We start from the raw sequence: 15,694 nt of genomic DNA, 5'->3' as shown, positions 1-15,694 counted from the left end.
ATGGATCAGATGTTGGTCAGCGTGATGCCGCCGTCCACCGCCAAGGCCTGCGCCGTGATGAAGCCCGCCTCATCGCTGGCCAGGAAGCAGATGCTGCGTGCGATGTCTTCGACTGTTCCCAATCGGCCCAGCGGCGTGCGGGCAATGCGGTTGGCATCGCGTTCGGCATTGCGGTTGCGCTGCGTGCCTTCGGTGGGAACGGCCGATGGGCACACGGCATTGACGCGGATGTTGCGTGCACCCAGTTCCGCGGCCGCGGCGCGGGTGATGCCCAGGATGCCGGCCTTGATGCCGGAATAGACCACCGAATTCGCGGCCGAGCGCAAAGCCGCGACGGAGGCCACATTCACGACCGAGCCACCGCGCTGCGGGTCCATGACCGCCGCGGCCTCCTGCAGGCTCCAGATCACGGACTTGAAGCCGACATCCAGCATGCGGTCCACGGTCTCCGGCATGATTTCGGGGATCGCCTGGTAGCGCACCCAGGCCGCGTTGTTGACGAGGATGTCGAAGCGCTTGCCGTGCTCGAACGAGCGCTGGATCGCCTCGCGGATTCCTTCGCGGGTCGCAATGTTCAGCGCGATGCCGATGGCCTGCCCTCCGCGCGACCTGATGTCCGCCACCACGGGCGTCACCAGTTCTTCCTTGAGGTCGTTCACGCAGACGATGGCCCCGCGGGCCGCCATCTGGAAGGCGGTTTCGCGGCCGATACCGGCGCCTGCGCCGGTGATGAGGGCCACGCGGCCGAGCAGGTCCTGATTCATTGCTGTTCCTTGGTTCATGCAGACCGGATGAAGTCCCGGCCGACCTGGCTGGCGAGCGCACCCGAGCCGAATGCCGCGTCGAACTTGCGCACTTCGCGAAGCGCGTAGTGCAAGGGCACTTCCCAGGTAAAGCCCATGCCGCCGTGCAGGTGGATGGATTTCTCCAGGACGAAGGCCGCGCTCGCCAGGGCATTGGCCAAAACCGGTTGGGCATTGCGCACGCTGCCGTATTCATCCGTGCCGAGCACACGCTCGATGCCCGCGTTGGAGGCTTCCTGCAGCAGGCGCATGCGCGCCAGCAGGTGGCGAACGGCCTGCTTGGCCGACAGCGGGCGTCCGAACTGCACGCGGGTCGACATGTACTCGGCCGTGGTGGCCAGGGCGGCTTCGGCGGCGCCGTTGACGAAGCCGGCGATCAGGATCTGGCTGTCGCGCTGCAGCGCCGAGAAGGTGGCGGCATCCAGCTCGGCCAGCACCTTGGCGCTGTCCAGCGCCAGCCACGACTGGGGGTTCTCCGGGTCCAGCGCGCCATCGTCGCGCATCTCGACCGAGCTGAGGTCCAGCAGGGCACCGCCGCCGTGGCCATCGGCCACGAGCACCCAGTCGCAGTCCTTGGCACAGCGGGCCTGCCCCGCCCACCGGTCCTGAAGACTGCCTTGCCATGCCCATGTGGCGACGCGTGCGCCGCCGGCAAGCTCTGCCGCCAGAGGGGAGTCACCCAGCGCCTTGGCTATCAGGATGGTTTCGAGCAACGGCCACCGAAGGCGCAGCTTGCCCGCCTCGGCCGCGATGGGCAGGGCGAATTCGATGCCCAGTCCAAGGCCGCCGGCATCTTCGAGCGCGCATACACCGCACAGCCCTGCATGGGCCAGGACCTGCGCGGTGTCACGGAAGTCGCGGGTCTGCGCATCGGCAATGGCCTCGGCTGCGGCCTGCGCAAACTCTTCGGGCTTGAGATCGTTGTCCGACGTGGTCATCTCAGAGATCCTTGGGCAGATTCATGATGCGTTGCGCAATGATGTCCAGCTGCACTTCGGTCGTGCCGGCGTAGATGGTTTCGGCACGCGCGTACAGGTAGCCTGTGGTGAAGTGCTTGCGGGCGCGTTGCGCCAGCGCGCTGGAGCGCGGGTTGACGTGCGACACGACCGACAGCGCCAGGCCCATGAAGGCCTGGTGGCATTCCGACCAGAAGAGCTTGGTCAGCGAGCCCCGTGCGCCGATCTTGTCGCCCGCCATCATCTGGTTCACCGTGCGCTCGACCAGGCCCTTCAGCGCGTCGATCTCGCCCACCACGTCGCCGATGCGGCGCTGGTAGTAACCGTCGTCCAGCAACTTCGACAGTTGCGCGTCGGACTTGCACGCGGCAATGAGCTGGCGCAGTTCGCATTCGAAGCGCCATGCGCGGTACATGCGGTTCGTGGCGCGCTCGATCGACAGGACGCGGATGGCCGCATTCCAGCCCTCGTCCGGTGCCCCGAGGCGCGCGCTGTCGGGCACTTCGACGTTGTCGAAGAAGACCTCGGCGAACGATTCCTTGCCGTCGATCGACTTGATGGGCACCACCCGGATGCCCGGCGTGTCCATGGGCACGGCGAACATCAACAGCCCCCTGTGCTTGTCGGCCACCGTGCCGGTGCGGGTGAGGAGCAGGCAGTAGTGCGCCTTGGCGGCACCGCTGGTCCAGATCTTCTGTCCGTTGATGCGCCACGTGCCGCCTTCCTGCACGGCCTTGGTACGCAGGCGCGCCAGGTCGGAGCCCGCGTCGGGCTCCGAGAAGCCCTGGCACCAGTAGTTGCGCATGGAAAGGATGCTCGGCAGGAACAACTGCTTCTGCTCCTCGGTGCCTACCGTCTGGATGATGGGCCCCGCGAGTTCCTTGCCGATCGAGCTCACGCTCTCGGGCATGGCCAGTGCGCCCACTTCCTTGTTGACGGCCAGGTGTTCCCGCAGCGTCAGGCCGAGGCCGCCATGGGCCTTGGGCCACGTCATGCCCGCCAGCCCCGCGTCGTACATGGACGCCTCCCAATCGCGGCACTCGTCCAGCGTGGGCGTGCGGTAGTCGACGCTGTCCGCACGCATGTGCTCGGGCAGGTGGGCGCGCAGCCAATGGCGCGCGTACTGGCGGTAGACGGCCGCTCCTGCTGAAGCGTCCGGAATGGCCGGGTTCTTTTCCATGTGCATGGGGGACTTCAATGTGCAGCTGTGTTGCGTGAGGTCGGGACCATCAAGGCATCCAGAACGAGGCAACCCTCGCCCTCGGGCTTGACCAGGATGGGGTTCATGTCGATTTCAGCGACGTCTTCGGCATGGCGGCATGCAAACTCCGAGAGCCGGGCCACCGTGTGCGCGGCAGCGGCGACGTCGGCCTTGGGCTGGCCGCGGGCGCCGTCGAGCAGCGCGAACATCTTGAGGCCGCGGATCATCCGCAGGGCCTCTTCCTCGGAGACGGGCGCCACCTGCACGGCGACGTCCTTGAGGATCTCCGCATGGATGCCGCCCAGTCCCACCATCACGACCGGGCCGAATACAGGGTCGCGCGAGACCCCTGCGATCAGCTCCACGCCGCCACTGACCATCGGGGCCACCAGTACGCCATCCAGGCGCGCCTGCGGTGCGTGCCTGGCGGCGTTGGCGATGAGGCGGCCGTACGCTTCGCGCACGGCATCGTCATCATGCAGGTGCAGCGCCACCCCGCCGATCTCGGTCTTGTGGGCGATGTCTTCCGATGCGATCTTGAGGACCACGGGGTACCCGGTGGCCTGTGCGCTGCGCACGGCATCGTCGGCTGAAGTCACGACCTCCTCGCGCGGCACGCTGATCCCCGCAGCCGCCAATGCCTTCTTGGCATGGAACTCATTGCGAAACACGGCCGGATCGACCTCGTCGACAGGGCCGCCATACGCGGGGGCGGGGGGCAGGGCACTCAGCTGGCCGAGCTTGACGAGACCTGCCAGGCCCCGGGCTGCCGCTGGAATGCCGGGGAACACCGGGATGCCCAGGGCATTGATCTCCGCGACCGCATCGGCCGGTCCCTGGCTGATGAGGATCAGCAGGCGGTCGGGATGGCTGGCGCGGATCTTCGACAGCGCCTCCAGGTACACGCCGCGCAGGCGGGGGTTGTACAGCGAAAGCGCCAGCAGCAGCACCAGCGTGCTGCCGTTCTCGTCGTCCTGCAGGGCAGTCAACATCTTCAGCAGGATGTCCGGCCGCGCAGACATCTGGGCCGATGCGTCCACCGGATTGTTGGTGCCGGCGGTCGGCACGGCCTCGCGGATCAGGGCCTTGGTCGTGTCGGCGAGCTGCGGCAGCGTCATGCCGGCTTCCACCATGGCATCCGCCATCATGATTCCGAATCCGCCGGAAGCGGCCACGAGCGTCACGGCTTCCGTTGCAGGCAGCCGCGCGGTGCCCAGCAGGGCAACGGCGTGGCCCACCTCGAGCAGCTCTTCGAACGAGCGCACGCGCAACACGCCATAGCGGCGGAAGACGGCATCGAACACTGCGTCGGAGCCCGTGAGCGCACCGGTGTGCGAGGCAGCGGCCGCCTGGCCTTGCTCGGTGGCGCCGATCTTGAGAACGATCACCGGCTTGTGCTGGCGGCGCGCCATGTCGAGCGCCTCGATCAGGCGTCCTGCATCGCGGCAGGTTTCCATGCAGCACAGGATGATGCGCGTGGCAGGATCGTGCGCCAGCGCGGCAATGCCGTCGGCCACATCCACGTCGGCTTCGTTGCCGGTGGCCATGAACCGGCTCACGCCGAGGCCGCGATCGGCCATGTTGCGCATGGTGAAGCTGCCGATGTTGCCCGACTGCGAGACGATGCCCACCTGTCCGGCGGTCGGCATGCTTTGTTCCAGCGCGATGGAGAAAGAGCCCACCAGCTTGTCGATCACGTTGACGATGCCCAGGCAGTTCGGCCCCAGCAGCCGCATGCCATGGTTGCGCGCCACCCGCACCAGCTCGGCCTGCATGGCCGCGCCTTCGGGCCCGGCCTCCGCAAAGCCGGTGGACAGCACGATCACGCCGCGCACACCGCGCTCGGCGCAGTCGCGCACGGCTTGCAGTGTGGCACCGGCGGGCACGGCCACGATCGCCAGCTCCGGCGCCGCTGGCGTGTCCAGGATCGAGGCGTAGGCCTGCAGGCCCTGGATGGTTCCGCCCTTGGGATTGATCGGATAGATGGCGCCGGCATAGCCGTACTTGCGCAGCAGCTGCACGGGGCGGCCGCCGATCTTGGTGATGTCGTCGGACGCGCCGATCACGGCCACGCCGTCGGCCTTGAAGAATGCATCCAGCCCGGCGCCAGGGGCTGCTTGAACCTGGGTCAGCATATGCTCAGCGCCCTTTGAAGACCGGTGTACGCTTTTCGAGGAACGCCATGCGCGCCTCGCGGGCGTCCTCGGTCTTCGACAGGGCCATCGTGAACTCCTGCTCGAAGCGGTAGGCATCGCGTTGCGGCATCACGTCGACCATGTTGGCTGCACGCTTGGCGTAGGCGATGGCGAGCGGTGCCTTGGAGGCGATCTCGCGGGCCAGCGCCATCGTCACGGGCAGGAGGTCCTTTTCGGCCAGCACGTCTTCGATGACGTTGCGCTTGAGCAGGTCGTGTGCGCTCAGTCGCTGGCCCGTGAAGAACATGCGGCGCAAGGTGGAGCGGCCGAACAAGGTCTTGAGCATGGAGGCGCCGCCCGCCAGGCCCACATTGATCTCGGGCATGCCCACGGTCGCGTTCTTCGACGCATACAGGATGTCGCACGCGGCGGCAAGGCCGAACCCTGCCCCCAATGCGGCGCCATTGATGGCGGCAATCACGGGCTTGGCGCACTCGCGAATGGCGTTCCCGGTTTCGCGGGTGATGCGGTTGTGCTCCAGGAAGTCGCCGGCGACCTCGGCGTCGGGGCGATCCTTCAGGTCGGCGCCCGCACAGAACACCTCGCCCGCGCCCGTGAGCACCGAGCAGCGGATGTCCTCGCGTTCGGAGATGGCGTCGAAGGTGGCGACCAACTGGCGGCGCATCTCGCGGCTCAGCGCGTTGACCGGTTTGCGGTCCATGGTGACCAGGCCCACGCCGTCAGAAACTTCCAAACGAACCCATTCTTCACTCATACGCCACCTCTGTAAAAAGCCGGATTGCTGCGGCAGGAATTTGCTCGGTCGATTATAGAAATGGCCGTCGAATTCATTTCCAACCAATCCGAGAGAGTGTTCTGCAAAAAATGAAGCATTCGCCTGTCGGGAGGCCGGCGCTGGGTTGCTACCATGCGGCGGACGCTGAAATCAGGATGGCGGCGCTTGGTGCCAATGGCGCGGCCAATGGCGCGGGTTTTTACCTATTTCTAATTGATCGCTCCATCGCGCATTCAATCAATAAAATTGGCTTGCAGATCAAAGGTATTTGGAAAAATGGAAATCCAGCGCTTGGGCAATTTGAAGACAGCTCTCGGCGAGTGCCCGGTGTGGCACGGAGCGCGGCTGTGGCTCATGGACTGCCGCCAGGGCCTGATCCTTGCGCTGGACCCGGACACAGGCCTGGTGACGGCGCGCCATGAAGCGCCACCGCCCCTGGGCTCGTTCGCGTTCAACGGCGACGGCCTCGATGGCATCGTGCTGGCGCTGAAGGAGGAGATCGCGGCGTTGAACCTTCGCACCGGGCAATTGCGCACGCTCGCGCGCATCGAGGCGAGCAGCCCCCATTTACGGCTGAACGACGGCATATCGCTGGCCGACGGCAGCTTCGTGGTCGGCACCATGCATGTGTTTCGCGCGCCCGATGAGCCACCGCTCGGCGGCCTCTACCGGCTGGATACCCGCTTGCACCTCCACAAGCTCGACGAGGGGCTGGGAATCGTCAACGGACCCTGCGTGAACCCGATCGACGGGCGCCTGCATGTGGCAGACAGCGCCGCGAGAGTCATCTATTCGTATGCGATCGCGTCCGACGGGACGCTGGCAGACAAGCAGGTCTTCGTCCGCACCGAAGGCCTTGACTCCGGGCCGGATGGTTGCGCCTTCGATACCGAGGGCGGGCTATGGACCGCACTGGTGCGGACAGGAGCGCTCGCACGCTTCGACATGGAGGGCCGGCTCACCCACCGGATTGAACTCCCCGTGGCCCACCCGAGCGCGTTGTGCTTCGGCGGGTCGGAGATGGCCGATCTGTTTGTCACCAGCATCAGCGACAGTGGCCGGCTGAGCGCATCGGGGCCCCTGGACGGAGCCGTGCTCAAGGCGACCGGACTGGGCTTTCGCGGGTTTGCCCGGCCCGTATGCCGCATGCCGCTGTAGCAGAGCCGGCTGCGCCGCGGGCGTCGAACCGGTCATGCAAGACCTGCGGCCTTGCCGTGCGCCGCAAAGCGCAGCTCTGGCCCCGCCACGTGTTCAGCGACGAAGTCCAGGAACAGGCGGATCTTGGCGGGGATGATGGGGGTGTCCAGGATGGTGGCGTACATGCCTTCATCGAAGCCCTTGTTGCTGATGCGATAGTCGGTCAGCACCCTGACGAGCCGGCCCGCGCGAATGTCGTTGTGCACCGTGTAGTCGTCCAGCAGCACCAGGCCCTCGCCCAGGCGGGCGAGTTCGAGCAAGGCAATGCCGTTGTTGCTGACGTGGCGGGGCTTGAAGGCCATTTCGGTGAGCCGCTCTTCCTGCTTGAAGATCCAGGTGTATTCATTGCCGGGCAACTCGTAGGCCAGACAGTCGTGCTCGAGAATGCCTTCAGGCCCCTGCAGGGGGGGCTTGCCGGCCAGGTAGGCGGGTGTTGCCGCGAGATGGCGCTCGCTCTGGAACAGCATGCGCCGCTTCACGCCGGCTTCCACCGGTGGCGAGATGCGGAAGTCGACATCGAACTGGTTGCGCCGCAGGTCCACAGCGGCCTCGGTCAGCGTGAGTTCGATGTGGATCTCGGGATAGAGCTTGCGGAACGCAGCGACCAGCGGCGGCAGCACGCCCAGGCCGAACATCACCCGCGAATGCACACGCAGCAAGCCCTGCGGCGCGGAGCTGATGGCCGTGATGTTGGCCTGGAGTTCGTTGATGCGCCACAGGATGCCCTCGAGCTGGCGCGCATATTCCTCGCCCGACTCGGTGAGCGCGACCTGGCGCGTGGAGCGCAGCAAGAGCTTGACCTTCAACTCGTCTTCGATGTCGGTGATCATGCGCGACACCCCCGTGGCCGATATGCCGAAGCGCCGCGCCGTCTCGGAAAAATTCCGGGTCTGGGAAATCGATAGAAACAGCTCCATGGCTCGCAATCTATCCATGAATCCTCCGGTTTGCGCAGTTCAGATCTGCAGTTTTTGCCATAGTCGATCCTGTTTGTCTATATAAAATTCAGCAGCCAATTGCGTGGTGCATGCGGGTGCCAGGCGGGTGCTAATTTTGCGGGGATAGACATGGAATTCGGCGTATTTATTTTGGCCCAGCAGCGGGGCTATCATCAGACTTCGCAGCAGGTCATCGACAATTCAATTCAGCAAACCATCGCAGCAGAACAGGCCGGATTCCACAATGCCTGGTATGCGGAGCATCACTTCAACAATTATTCGCTTTCCCCTTCTCCGCTGATGATGGTGGCCCACATGGCCGGCAAGACACAGCGCATTCGCCTGGGGACTGCCGTCTGCATCCTGCCGCTCTACCAACCCGCACGTTTCCTGGCGGAGGTCGGATTCGTGGACACGGTGTCCGGCGGCCGGCTCGACCTGGGGGTAGGTTCGGGCTACCAGGAATTCGAGTTTGCCCGCTTCGGCGTGAAGCTGGCCGAATCGGGCGCGATCTACAACGAGTTCCTGGACATCCTGAACAAGGGCCTGACCGAGAAGATCTTCTCGTACGAAGGCGAATTCCTCAAGATGCCGCCCAGCTCCATTGCGGTGCGCTGCGTGCAGAGCCCCATGCCGCCGGTGTGGATCACCTCGGGCAACCCCGTCTCGCTGGGTCGCGGCGTGCGCGAGAACCACAACCTGTTCGTGACCGCGCTGCTCAAGGGCAACGAGGGCATCCAGGAGCTGCGCGGACGCCTCGCGAAAGTGGCCGGCGACAACGGCAAGGACCTGGACCGCGATGTGAAGTTCGGCTTCCTGCGCTGTGCCTACGCCTCCGACAACAACGCCGAGATCGACTCCTACCTGGACTGCGCGCGGTTCCAGCGCCGCATCTCCGAGAGCCTGAAGTTCCGCCGCTCGCAGTCCGATGACGGCTACATGATCAAGGAAGTGCCTTCCGAAACCGACCCGACGATGGAGCAGCTGCGCAGGAACCTGCCCGTGGGCTCGGTCAACCAGGTCATCGACAAGATGCTGGAAGAGATCAGCATCCTGCGCCCCAAGCACATCGCGCTGCAGACCCAGCTTGGCGACTTCGACCAGAAGACCATGCTCAAGCAGATCGCGCTCTGGGGCGAAAGAATCATTCCGGCCATCAACAAGGAGCTGGAACGCAACCAGCCCAATGCTCACGCGCTCGCTGCGTAGAGACGGTCCTTCACTACCACGCAGCCCATAAAAGGAGACCTCAATGATCCACACACCCATCAAACGACGCACCGTCCTGCTCGGCGGCATGCTGCTCGGCGCCGGCGTCGGCGCCTTTGCCGACACGGGCAACTGGCCCTCGCGACCGATCCGGCTGGTGGTCGCCGGCTCGGCAGGTGCGGGCGGCGATACCTTCGCCCGCTTGATCGCCGAGCCGCTGTCGAAGGTGCTGAAGCAGCCCGTCGTGGTGGACCCCAAGGCAGGCGCCAATGGCCTGATTGCGTGCGACGCAGTGGCGAAGGCCGCGGGCGATGGCTACACGCTGCTGTTCGCGCCGTCGTCGGCCATCCTCATCAATCCGGTGATCCACCCCAAGCTTCCCTACGACGCGGAAAAGGACCTGGTCCCGGTCACGCAGATCGGCGCGGCGGGCATCCTGCTGGTGGCGAATCCGAGCATGGGTTTCAAGAACCTGGCGGACATGGTGGCCTATGCCAAGGCCAACCCCGGGAAGCTCGCCTACGGCTCCTGGGGCACCGGGTCGTCCGGCCACCTGGCCATGGAAGGCATCAAGGCGCACTACGGCCTCGACATGCCCCACGCGCCCTACAAGACGCTCGTCACCGAAGTGACCGACCTCATCGCCAACAACATCAGCGTGGGCTTCACCGATATCCAGTCCCCCCTTCAGCACATGCGCAGCGGACGGCTGGTCGGACTGGGCCAGACGGGTTCGCAACGCTGGCCTGCCACGCAGGACCTGCCGACGCTGGCGGAACAGGGCTACAAGTTCGAAGCCGACGGCTGGTACGGCGTATTCGCCCCGGCAGGAACGCCCGTGGAAATCATCGATCGGCTCAACGCCGAGATCAACCGGCTGCAGAAGACCGACGAGGTGCGTCAGAAGATCGAAGGGCAGAACATGATCGTGCCTCCCGCGCGGTCTGCCAAGCAGTTCGCGGCGTCGATCAAGAAGGACGCTGCCATCTGGCAAGGGCTGGCGAAGACAACGGACCTGAAGGACAAGTAGCAACCAGGCTGGCCGTTTGCGCCATGCGGACGATCGAGAGGGGCCACGAAGGCCCCTTTTTTTGTTGCCGCATGCAGACGGGAGTCCTTCTCCGCGGCGGCATACCGCACTTTTCTGCAGGACTGAATCACGCGCCTTCCATATTCCGGATCGGCGAGTCCGACCGGAGAATTCCTTCATCGCACATCCACCCATTCGACTCGGAGAAAACATGGAATTCGGCGTATTCATCCTGGCGCAGCAACGGGGCTATCACCAGAGCTCGCAGCAAGTCATCCAGAACTCGATCGAGCAGACCGTCGTGGCCGAGCAGGCTGGCTTCAACACGGCCTGGTATGCCGAGCACCACTTCAACAACTACTCGCTGTCGCCGTCGCCTCTGATGATGATCGCGCACATGGCGGCCAGGACCCAGCGCATCCGGCTGGGCTCAGCCGTTTGCATCCTGCCGCTGTACCACCCCGCGCGCTTCCTGGCCGAGGTGGGCTTCGTCGACACGGTGTCGAATGGCCGCCTGGAACTCGGCATCGGTTCGGGCTACCAGGCGTTCGAGTTCGAACGCTTCGGCGTGAAGATCGAGGAGTCCGGCGCGATCTACAACGAGTTCCTGGACATCATTCCAAAGGGCCTGACCCAGAAGATCGTGGAATACGACGGCAAGTATCTCAAGCTGCCGCCCAGCTCGATCGCCGTGCGCCCGGTGCAAGACCCCATGCCTCCCCTGTGGATCACCTCCGGCAATCCCGCCACCCTGGGGCGCGGCGTGCGCGAAGGCCACAACCTCTTCGTGACGGCACTGCTCAACGGCACGGACGCCATCGTGTCGCTGCGTGACCGACTGGAAAAGGTTGCGCACGACAACGGCGCCGATCTCGACGACGACGTGAAATTCGGCTTCCTGCGCTGTGCGTTTGCATCCGACAAGCAGTCCGACATCGACGCCTACCTGGACAACGCGCGCTTCCAGCGCCGCATCTCGGAAAGCCTCAAGTTCCGCCGCGCGCAATCCGACGATGGCTACATGGTCAAGGAAGTGCCGTCGCCGACCGACCCGAGCTTCGAGCAACTGCGCAAGAACCTGCCGGTGGGCTGCGTCAACCAGGTCATCGACAAGATGCTCGAAGAAATCAGCATCCTGCGCCCCAAGCACATCGCACTGCAAACGCAGTTGGGCGACTTCGACCAGAAGACCATGCTGCGCCAGATCGAGCTGTGGGGCGAGAAGATCATCCCGGCCATCCGCAAGGAAGTCGAGTCGATGAACGCCGTGGCGGCCTGAACGAACGGTCACCCATGTCTTCTACCAACCCGTTCGACACCCAGGCCCTCAAGGGCAAGGTGGCCGTGGTCACCGGCGCCTCCGGTGGTCTCGGCCTCGCCATCTGCCAACATCTGCGCGCGATCGGCGCGCAGGTGGTGCAGGTCGACATCAGCTACCCGGACGCGCCCGCCGAGGCCGATGGCCTGCTGAGCGTGCACTGCGACATCGCAGACCCCGCTTCGATCACCGCAATGGCCGAGCTGACGCGTTCGCGCTTCGGCCGTTGCGATGTGCTGGTGAACAACGCAGCCATCACCTCGTCGCCCGTGGCACTCGAGAGCTTCCCGATCGAGCTGTGGGACCGCATCTTCCACGTGAATCTGCGCGGCGCCCTGTTGTGCGCACAGGCGCTGGTACCGATGATGTTCGACCGGGAGGCGGGCAGCATCATCAACATTGCATCCATCGCGGCGCAGGTGTCCACGCGCGTCGGCGCCTACGGGCCGACCAAGGCCGCCATGCGGGCGCTGACCCATCAGATGGCCGTGGAATGGGGCCCCCGCGGCATCCGGGCGAATTCCGTCAGCCCCGGCATGATCCGCACGCCGCTGTCGGAAGTGCACTACCGCGACGAGGCCGTGCTGAAGACCCGGACGTCGCGGATTCCGGCACGGCGCATCGGCGTCCCTGCGGACGTCGCGGGAGCCGTCTGTTTCCTGGCGAGCGATGCGTCCGCATACATCAACGGGCAGGACATCGTGGTCGATGGCGGATTCCTGAAGGCCTCCCTGGCCAACGTCTACAACAACGCTCCGTGAGGCCCACCATGGAATCGCCAAAGCGCCTGCAGAACGTGTTCGTCGTGGCCGAGCGGCCCGCTGAACTCCATGCCTTCTATGAATCTGCACTCGGGCTGCAGCTGAAGTTCCGCGACAAGGATCGATGGATCCAGTACGGGGTGGGCAACACCAGCGTCGCCCTGGCTTGCCGCGAAGAAGCGCTGCCTGCGACGTCCGGTGTCGTCATGGTGTTCGAAGTGGACGACTTCGCCGCCACGGTCGAACGCGTGGCGGCCGCGGGTGGCGAGGTACTCGGCACGCGTGACATGGGTTCGCACGGCGCGGTGCTGTCGCTGCGCGACCCCGAGGGCAACATCGTTCAACTCTTCAAACGCCAGGGGACGACGACACCATGAGACGCACGGCCGTTCCGAAGGCGAATAGCACTGCAGCCGGAGGCGAAGGTACTCCGGTGAGCCATGCCACGCCGCACATCAGTGCCATCGAGCCCAAGCTGTTTCGCCAGTTGCTGGGCTGCTTCCCGACCGGCGTGGCCGTCATCACGACCCATGCCGCCGACGGCCGGCCCGTGGGGCTGACCTGCAATTCGTTCAGCTCGGTCTCGCTGGAGCCGCCCTTGGTGCTCTTCAGCCTGCGCAAGGCGAGCAGCCTGCTGCGCGCATTCGTGGAGGCCGATAGCTTCGCCATCAACATCCTGTCGCAAAACCAGGACCTGCTGTCCGCCCGGTTTGCATCGAGCAAGATCATCGACAAGTTCGAGGGCGTGGCCTGGCGCCCGGGACCGCTCGGCACGCCGCTCATCGACGACTGCCTTGCCAGCTTCGAGTGCCGTGTCCATGCCCGCCACGAGGCGGGCGACCACGAGATCTTCATCGGCGAGGTGAAGCACATGGCCACCGGTTCGGCCGACCATGCGCTGGTGTTCTACAAGGGCGCCTACATGATGCTGGCCGAGTCGCTGCGCAAGCTGGTGCTCGAGGGACAGCTCGGCACGGCCGACATCGACGAGGCCTACCGCGCGCTCTACGGCACGCTGCTTCGGCTGGCTTGCGAACGGGCATCCGACGCGGAGGTCGACTCCATCGAAGCCGCCGCCGACGAGATCGAGCAGCACCAGGGCAAGGACGCGCTTCCGCAGCGCATCGAGGCCACGGCGCGCTTCTTCTCGTCGATTGCTCTGGCAGGCCACAACGAGGCACTGCGCCTCATGGCGCAGACGATGACTGCCGTGTTGCGCGAGCGCATGACGCACGTGATCCCGGTGCGCCCGAGGCCTGACGCGTTCCCGCTGCGGCGCAAGGTCGTGCAAAGCCTGCGGGCCCGGGACGCGGAAGGCGCCGCAAACGCGCTGGATGCGCTGATCGCGAAGCTGCGCCAGGACAGTGGCGCGCAAGACGAGAGCGTCGTCTCCCTGGCGCCCGCCCAAGGCTGAATTGCCAGGTTCGCCCGGCGCATCTGCCGCCGGAGCGACATCGCGGGCTGCATTCCTACGCTGCGCCAAGCGCGGTCCGACATCGCACGTGAGCCGCCGTTCTAGCCTGTAAGTCCCAATGGACCCACGAGGGCATGCCATGCGATACGGCGGCGGGCGAGACGACGACGGTGCGATCCGCGCGATCCGCGCCGCAGCGTGCCCGCTTGGAACTTCTCCGCATTGCCATGCGGCGCTGCTCTTCGCCATTGCGGACGCCCGCTTCGTGCTCCTGGGAGAGGCCTCGCATGGCACCGACGACTTCTACCGCGAGCGCGCCGCAATCACGAAGCGGCTGATCGAAGAGAAGGCTTTCGATGCGGTCGCGGTCGAAGCCGACTGGCCCGATGCCTTGCGGGTCGACCGATTCGTTCGCGGCCTGTCCGACGATTCGAGTGCACTGCAGGCGCTCGGCGATTTCCGGCGCTTCCCGCTCTGGATGTGGCGCAACCAGCCCGTTCGCGAGTTCGTCGACTGGCTGCGCGCCTTCAACCAGGGGAGGGCGCCGGAGCAGCGCGTGGGTTTCTACGGCATCGACCTGTACAGCCTCTACACCTCCATCGGCTCGGTGCTCGAGTACCTGGACCGGGTCGATCCCGACGCTGCGCGTCGCGCGCGTTCCCGCTATGGCTGCTTCGATCATTTCGGCGAGGACACGCAAGCCTACGGCCATGCTGTCGCTTTCGACCTGAGCGCCAGCTGCGAGGACGCAGCGGTGGCGCAGCTGATGGAACTGCGCGAGAGCAAGGTCCACGCCGGTGCCGACGCGCATTTTCATGCCGAGCAGAACGCGCGGCTGGTGCGCAACGCCGAGCACTACTACCGCACCATGTTCAAGGGCCGTGTGGCCTCGTGGAACCTGCGGGACCAGCACATGGCGCAGACACTGCAGGCGCTCGATGCGCACCTGAGCGCCCGGCGGTCCAGGCCCGCCCGCATCGCGGTGTGGGCGCACAACTCGCACCTGGGCGATGCGCGCTCCACGGAGATGGCGGACATCGGCGAGCTCAACGTGGGCCAGCTCATGCGCGAACGCTACGAGGCGCAGTGCTTCAACGTCGGCTTCACCACCGCGTCGGGCGAAGTCACGGCCGCCTCTGGGTGGGACCGGAAGCCGGAGCGCAAGCGCATCAATCCCCCGCTCGCGGGCAGCATCGAGGCGCTGCTGCACGAGACCGGGCTCGGCCGTTTCGCCTTGATGCTTCGCAACAACGAGGTACTCGCCGACGCGCTGCGCGACACGCGGCTTCAGCGTGCCATCGGAGTGATCTATGCGCCCGCGACAGAGCGGCAGAGCCACTACTTCGAGGCACGCGTTGCCGAGCAGTTCGATGCCCTGGTCCACCTGGACCAGACCTCGGCCCTGGAGCCGCTGGCGTAGCTATCGCTGCGGCGCCGCCTGGCCGGCCGGGCGCACGATGGTGGCGCGGCCATCGCTAGAAGGGATGGCGTCCGAGCCGCTCGAAGGGGCGGCGCCGGGCGGTGCAACGATGGTGGCGCGCCCGTCCGAGGAGGGCTGAGGCACTTCGACCGGTGGACCGCCGCGCGCGCGATCGAGCGCGGTGCCGGCTGCGCGGATGCAGGCTTCGCGCGCCGGGGCAGCCAGGGTTCCGTTGTTGCAAGCCGCAATGTCGCGCTCGTAGCGCCGCTGCAGTGCATCGGGGGCGGGCTGGGCCGGCGCGGCGAGGGCCGCCGCCATGCCGGCGCAAAGGAAGAAGAAACGGGGCGGCTGGGACGGCTTCACGGTGTTCTCCGTTGCAAGGCTTCGGCAGCATTGCATGATTGCGCCGCCCGCTGCTGTGCGCAGCTGCAGCGAAGGGAGGTAGTCCAAGGGCGTGCCTGCCTGGGGACGCGGCCGATGCGGTGCCGTGTACCACCGCACCAGGCCGCCGAGGAT

Annotated in this window: 15 protein-coding genes; 8 read left to right on the top strand and 7 right to left on the bottom strand. The window is 65.8% G+C overall.

The features are described from left to right. Positions 1 to 5: 5 nt before the first annotated feature. From G3W89_RS15255 to G3W89_RS15235, 5 genes are read right to left on the bottom strand one after another with little or no spacing between them, the layout of a single operon-like run. Positions 6 to 764, bottom strand: coding sequence for an SDR family NAD(P)-dependent oxidoreductase (locus tag G3W89_RS15255; RefSeq protein WP_162574978.1), 759 nt, complete (start codon positions 762 to 764; stop codon positions 6 to 8). A gap of 14 nt (positions 765 to 778) precedes the next feature. Further along, on the bottom strand, positions 779 to 1,741 hold the full coding sequence (locus G3W89_RS15250; RefSeq protein WP_162574977.1) for an acyl-CoA dehydrogenase family protein: 963 nt from the start codon (positions 1,739 to 1,741) through the stop codon (positions 779 to 781). A gap of 1 nt (position 1,742) precedes the next feature. After that, the gene (locus G3W89_RS15245; protein WP_162574976.1) at positions 1,743 to 2,945 is read right to left on the bottom strand and encodes an acyl-CoA dehydrogenase family protein; all 1,203 of its coding nucleotides are present in this window, start codon (positions 2,943 to 2,945) and stop codon (positions 1,743 to 1,745) included. Positions 2,946 to 2,953: 8 nt separating this feature from the next. Further along, positions 2,954 to 5,095: an acetate--CoA ligase family protein gene (locus G3W89_RS15240; RefSeq protein ID WP_162574975.1), complete on the bottom strand. Its 2,142-nt coding sequence runs from the start codon at positions 5,093 to 5,095 to the stop codon at positions 2,954 to 2,956. Between the two features lie 4 nt (positions 5,096 to 5,099). After that, positions 5,100 to 5,870 (bottom strand): enoyl-CoA hydratase/isomerase family protein, encoded by a 771-nt coding sequence (locus G3W89_RS15235; RefSeq protein WP_162574974.1) that lies wholly within the window; start codon positions 5,868 to 5,870, stop codon positions 5,100 to 5,102. Between the two features lie 297 nt (positions 5,871 to 6,167). Between G3W89_RS15235 and G3W89_RS15230 the strand changes: the two genes are divergently transcribed. Further along, positions 6,168 to 7,049 carry an SMP-30/gluconolactonase/LRE family protein gene (locus G3W89_RS15230; RefSeq protein ID WP_162574973.1) on the top strand — a complete coding sequence of 294 codons (882 nt, stop codon included), beginning with the start codon at positions 6,168 to 6,170 and terminating at the stop codon, positions 7,047 to 7,049. A 32-nt stretch (positions 7,050 to 7,081) separates the two neighbouring features. Here the strand turns inward: G3W89_RS15230 and G3W89_RS15225 are convergent, their stop codons facing one another. Further along, positions 7,082 to 8,023: a LysR family transcriptional regulator gene (locus G3W89_RS15225; RefSeq protein WP_162574972.1), complete on the bottom strand. Its 942-nt coding sequence runs from the start codon at positions 8,021 to 8,023 to the stop codon at positions 7,082 to 7,084. Between the two features lie 132 nt (positions 8,024 to 8,155). Between G3W89_RS15225 and G3W89_RS15220 the strand changes: the two genes are divergently transcribed. The 7 genes from G3W89_RS15220 to G3W89_RS15190 all read left to right on the top strand — a co-directional run bounded on the left by G3W89_RS15220 (position 8,156) and on the right by G3W89_RS15190 (position 15,178). Continuing rightward, positions 8,156 to 9,235 carry an LLM class flavin-dependent oxidoreductase gene (locus G3W89_RS15220; RefSeq protein ID WP_162574971.1) on the top strand — a complete coding sequence of 360 codons (1,080 nt, stop codon included), beginning with the start codon at positions 8,156 to 8,158 and terminating at the stop codon, positions 9,233 to 9,235. A 43-nt stretch (positions 9,236 to 9,278) separates the two neighbouring features. Then, complete coding sequence (locus G3W89_RS15215; protein ID WP_162574970.1) at positions 9,279 to 10,265, top strand: Bug family tripartite tricarboxylate transporter substrate binding protein; 987 nt, start codon at positions 9,279 to 9,281, stop codon at positions 10,263 to 10,265. A 211-nt stretch (positions 10,266 to 10,476) separates the two neighbouring features. Next, positions 10,477 to 11,544 (top strand): LLM class flavin-dependent oxidoreductase, encoded by a 1,068-nt coding sequence (locus G3W89_RS15210; RefSeq protein WP_162574969.1) that lies wholly within the window; start codon positions 10,477 to 10,479, stop codon positions 11,542 to 11,544. 14 nt (positions 11,545 to 11,558) lie between these two features. Beyond that, positions 11,559 to 12,344 (top strand): SDR family NAD(P)-dependent oxidoreductase, encoded by a 786-nt coding sequence (locus G3W89_RS15205; RefSeq protein ID WP_162574968.1) that lies wholly within the window; start codon positions 11,559 to 11,561, stop codon positions 12,342 to 12,344. A gap of 8 nt (positions 12,345 to 12,352) precedes the next feature. Further along, positions 12,353 to 12,721 (top strand): VOC family protein, encoded by a 369-nt coding sequence (locus G3W89_RS15200; protein WP_162574967.1) that lies wholly within the window; start codon positions 12,353 to 12,355, stop codon positions 12,719 to 12,721. After that, positions 12,718 to 13,758, top strand: a complete 1,041-nt coding sequence (locus tag G3W89_RS15195; protein WP_162574966.1) for a flavin reductase — start codon at positions 12,718 to 12,720, stop codon at positions 13,756 to 13,758. Before G3W89_RS15200 ends, G3W89_RS15195 begins: the two co-directional genes overlap by 4 nt. Positions 13,759 to 13,897: 139 nt before the next feature. Continuing rightward, positions 13,898 to 15,178, top strand: coding sequence for an erythromycin esterase family protein (locus G3W89_RS15190; protein WP_162574965.1), 1,281 nt, complete (start codon positions 13,898 to 13,900; stop codon positions 15,176 to 15,178). Here G3W89_RS15190 and G3W89_RS15185 read toward each other — a convergent pair whose 3' ends face one another. Further along, a complete protein-coding gene (locus G3W89_RS15185) occupies positions 15,179 to 15,541 on the bottom strand; it encodes a hypothetical protein (RefSeq protein WP_162574964.1) in 363 nt (120 codons plus the stop codon). Positions 15,542 to 15,694 lie beyond the last annotated feature (153 nt).

It is taken from the genome of Variovorax sp. PBL-H6, assembly GCF_901827155.1.
GTDB lineage: Bacteria > Pseudomonadota > Gammaproteobacteria > Burkholderiales > Burkholderiaceae_C > Variovorax.
The sequence above is the reverse complement of the archived record's forward strand: the minus strand, read 5'-3'. Positions and strand labels throughout refer to the sequence as shown.

Bases quoted from the DNA above. Each gene is read 5' to 3' on its own strand.
- G3W89_RS15255 (WP_162574978.1), bottom strand. From the start codon at position 764: ATGAATCAGGACCTGCTCGGCCGCGTGGCCCTCATCACCGGCGCAGGC.
- G3W89_RS15250 (WP_162574977.1), bottom strand. From the start codon at position 1,741: ATGACCACGTCGGACAACGATCTCAAGCCCGAAGAGTTTGCGCAGGCC.
- G3W89_RS15245 (WP_162574976.1), bottom strand. From the start codon at position 2,945: ATGCACATGGAAAAGAACCCGGCCATTCCGGACGCTTCAGCAGGAGCG.
- G3W89_RS15240 (WP_162574975.1), bottom strand. From the start codon at position 5,095: ATGCTGACCCAGGTTCAAGCAGCCCCTGGCGCCGGGCTGGATGCATTC.
- G3W89_RS15235 (WP_162574974.1), bottom strand. From the start codon at position 5,870: ATGAGTGAAGAATGGGTTCGTTTGGAAGTTTCTGACGGCGTGGGCCTG.
- G3W89_RS15230 (WP_162574973.1), top strand. From the start codon at position 6,168: ATGGAAATCCAGCGCTTGGGCAATTTGAAGACAGCTCTCGGCGAGTGC.
- G3W89_RS15225 (WP_162574972.1), bottom strand. From the start codon at position 8,023: ATGGATAGATTGCGAGCCATGGAGCTGTTTCTATCGATTTCCCAGACC.
- G3W89_RS15220 (WP_162574971.1), top strand. From the start codon at position 8,156: ATGGAATTCGGCGTATTTATTTTGGCCCAGCAGCGGGGCTATCATCAG.
- G3W89_RS15215 (WP_162574970.1), top strand. From the start codon at position 9,279: ATGATCCACACACCCATCAAACGACGCACCGTCCTGCTCGGCGGCATG.
- G3W89_RS15210 (WP_162574969.1), top strand. From the start codon at position 10,477: ATGGAATTCGGCGTATTCATCCTGGCGCAGCAACGGGGCTATCACCAG.
- G3W89_RS15205 (WP_162574968.1), top strand. From the start codon at position 11,559: ATGTCTTCTACCAACCCGTTCGACACCCAGGCCCTCAAGGGCAAGGTG.
- G3W89_RS15200 (WP_162574967.1), top strand. From the start codon at position 12,353: ATGGAATCGCCAAAGCGCCTGCAGAACGTGTTCGTCGTGGCCGAGCGG.
- G3W89_RS15195 (WP_162574966.1), top strand. From the start codon at position 12,718: ATGAGACGCACGGCCGTTCCGAAGGCGAATAGCACTGCAGCCGGAGGC.
- G3W89_RS15190 (WP_162574965.1), top strand. From the start codon at position 13,898: ATGCGATACGGCGGCGGGCGAGACGACGACGGTGCGATCCGCGCGATC.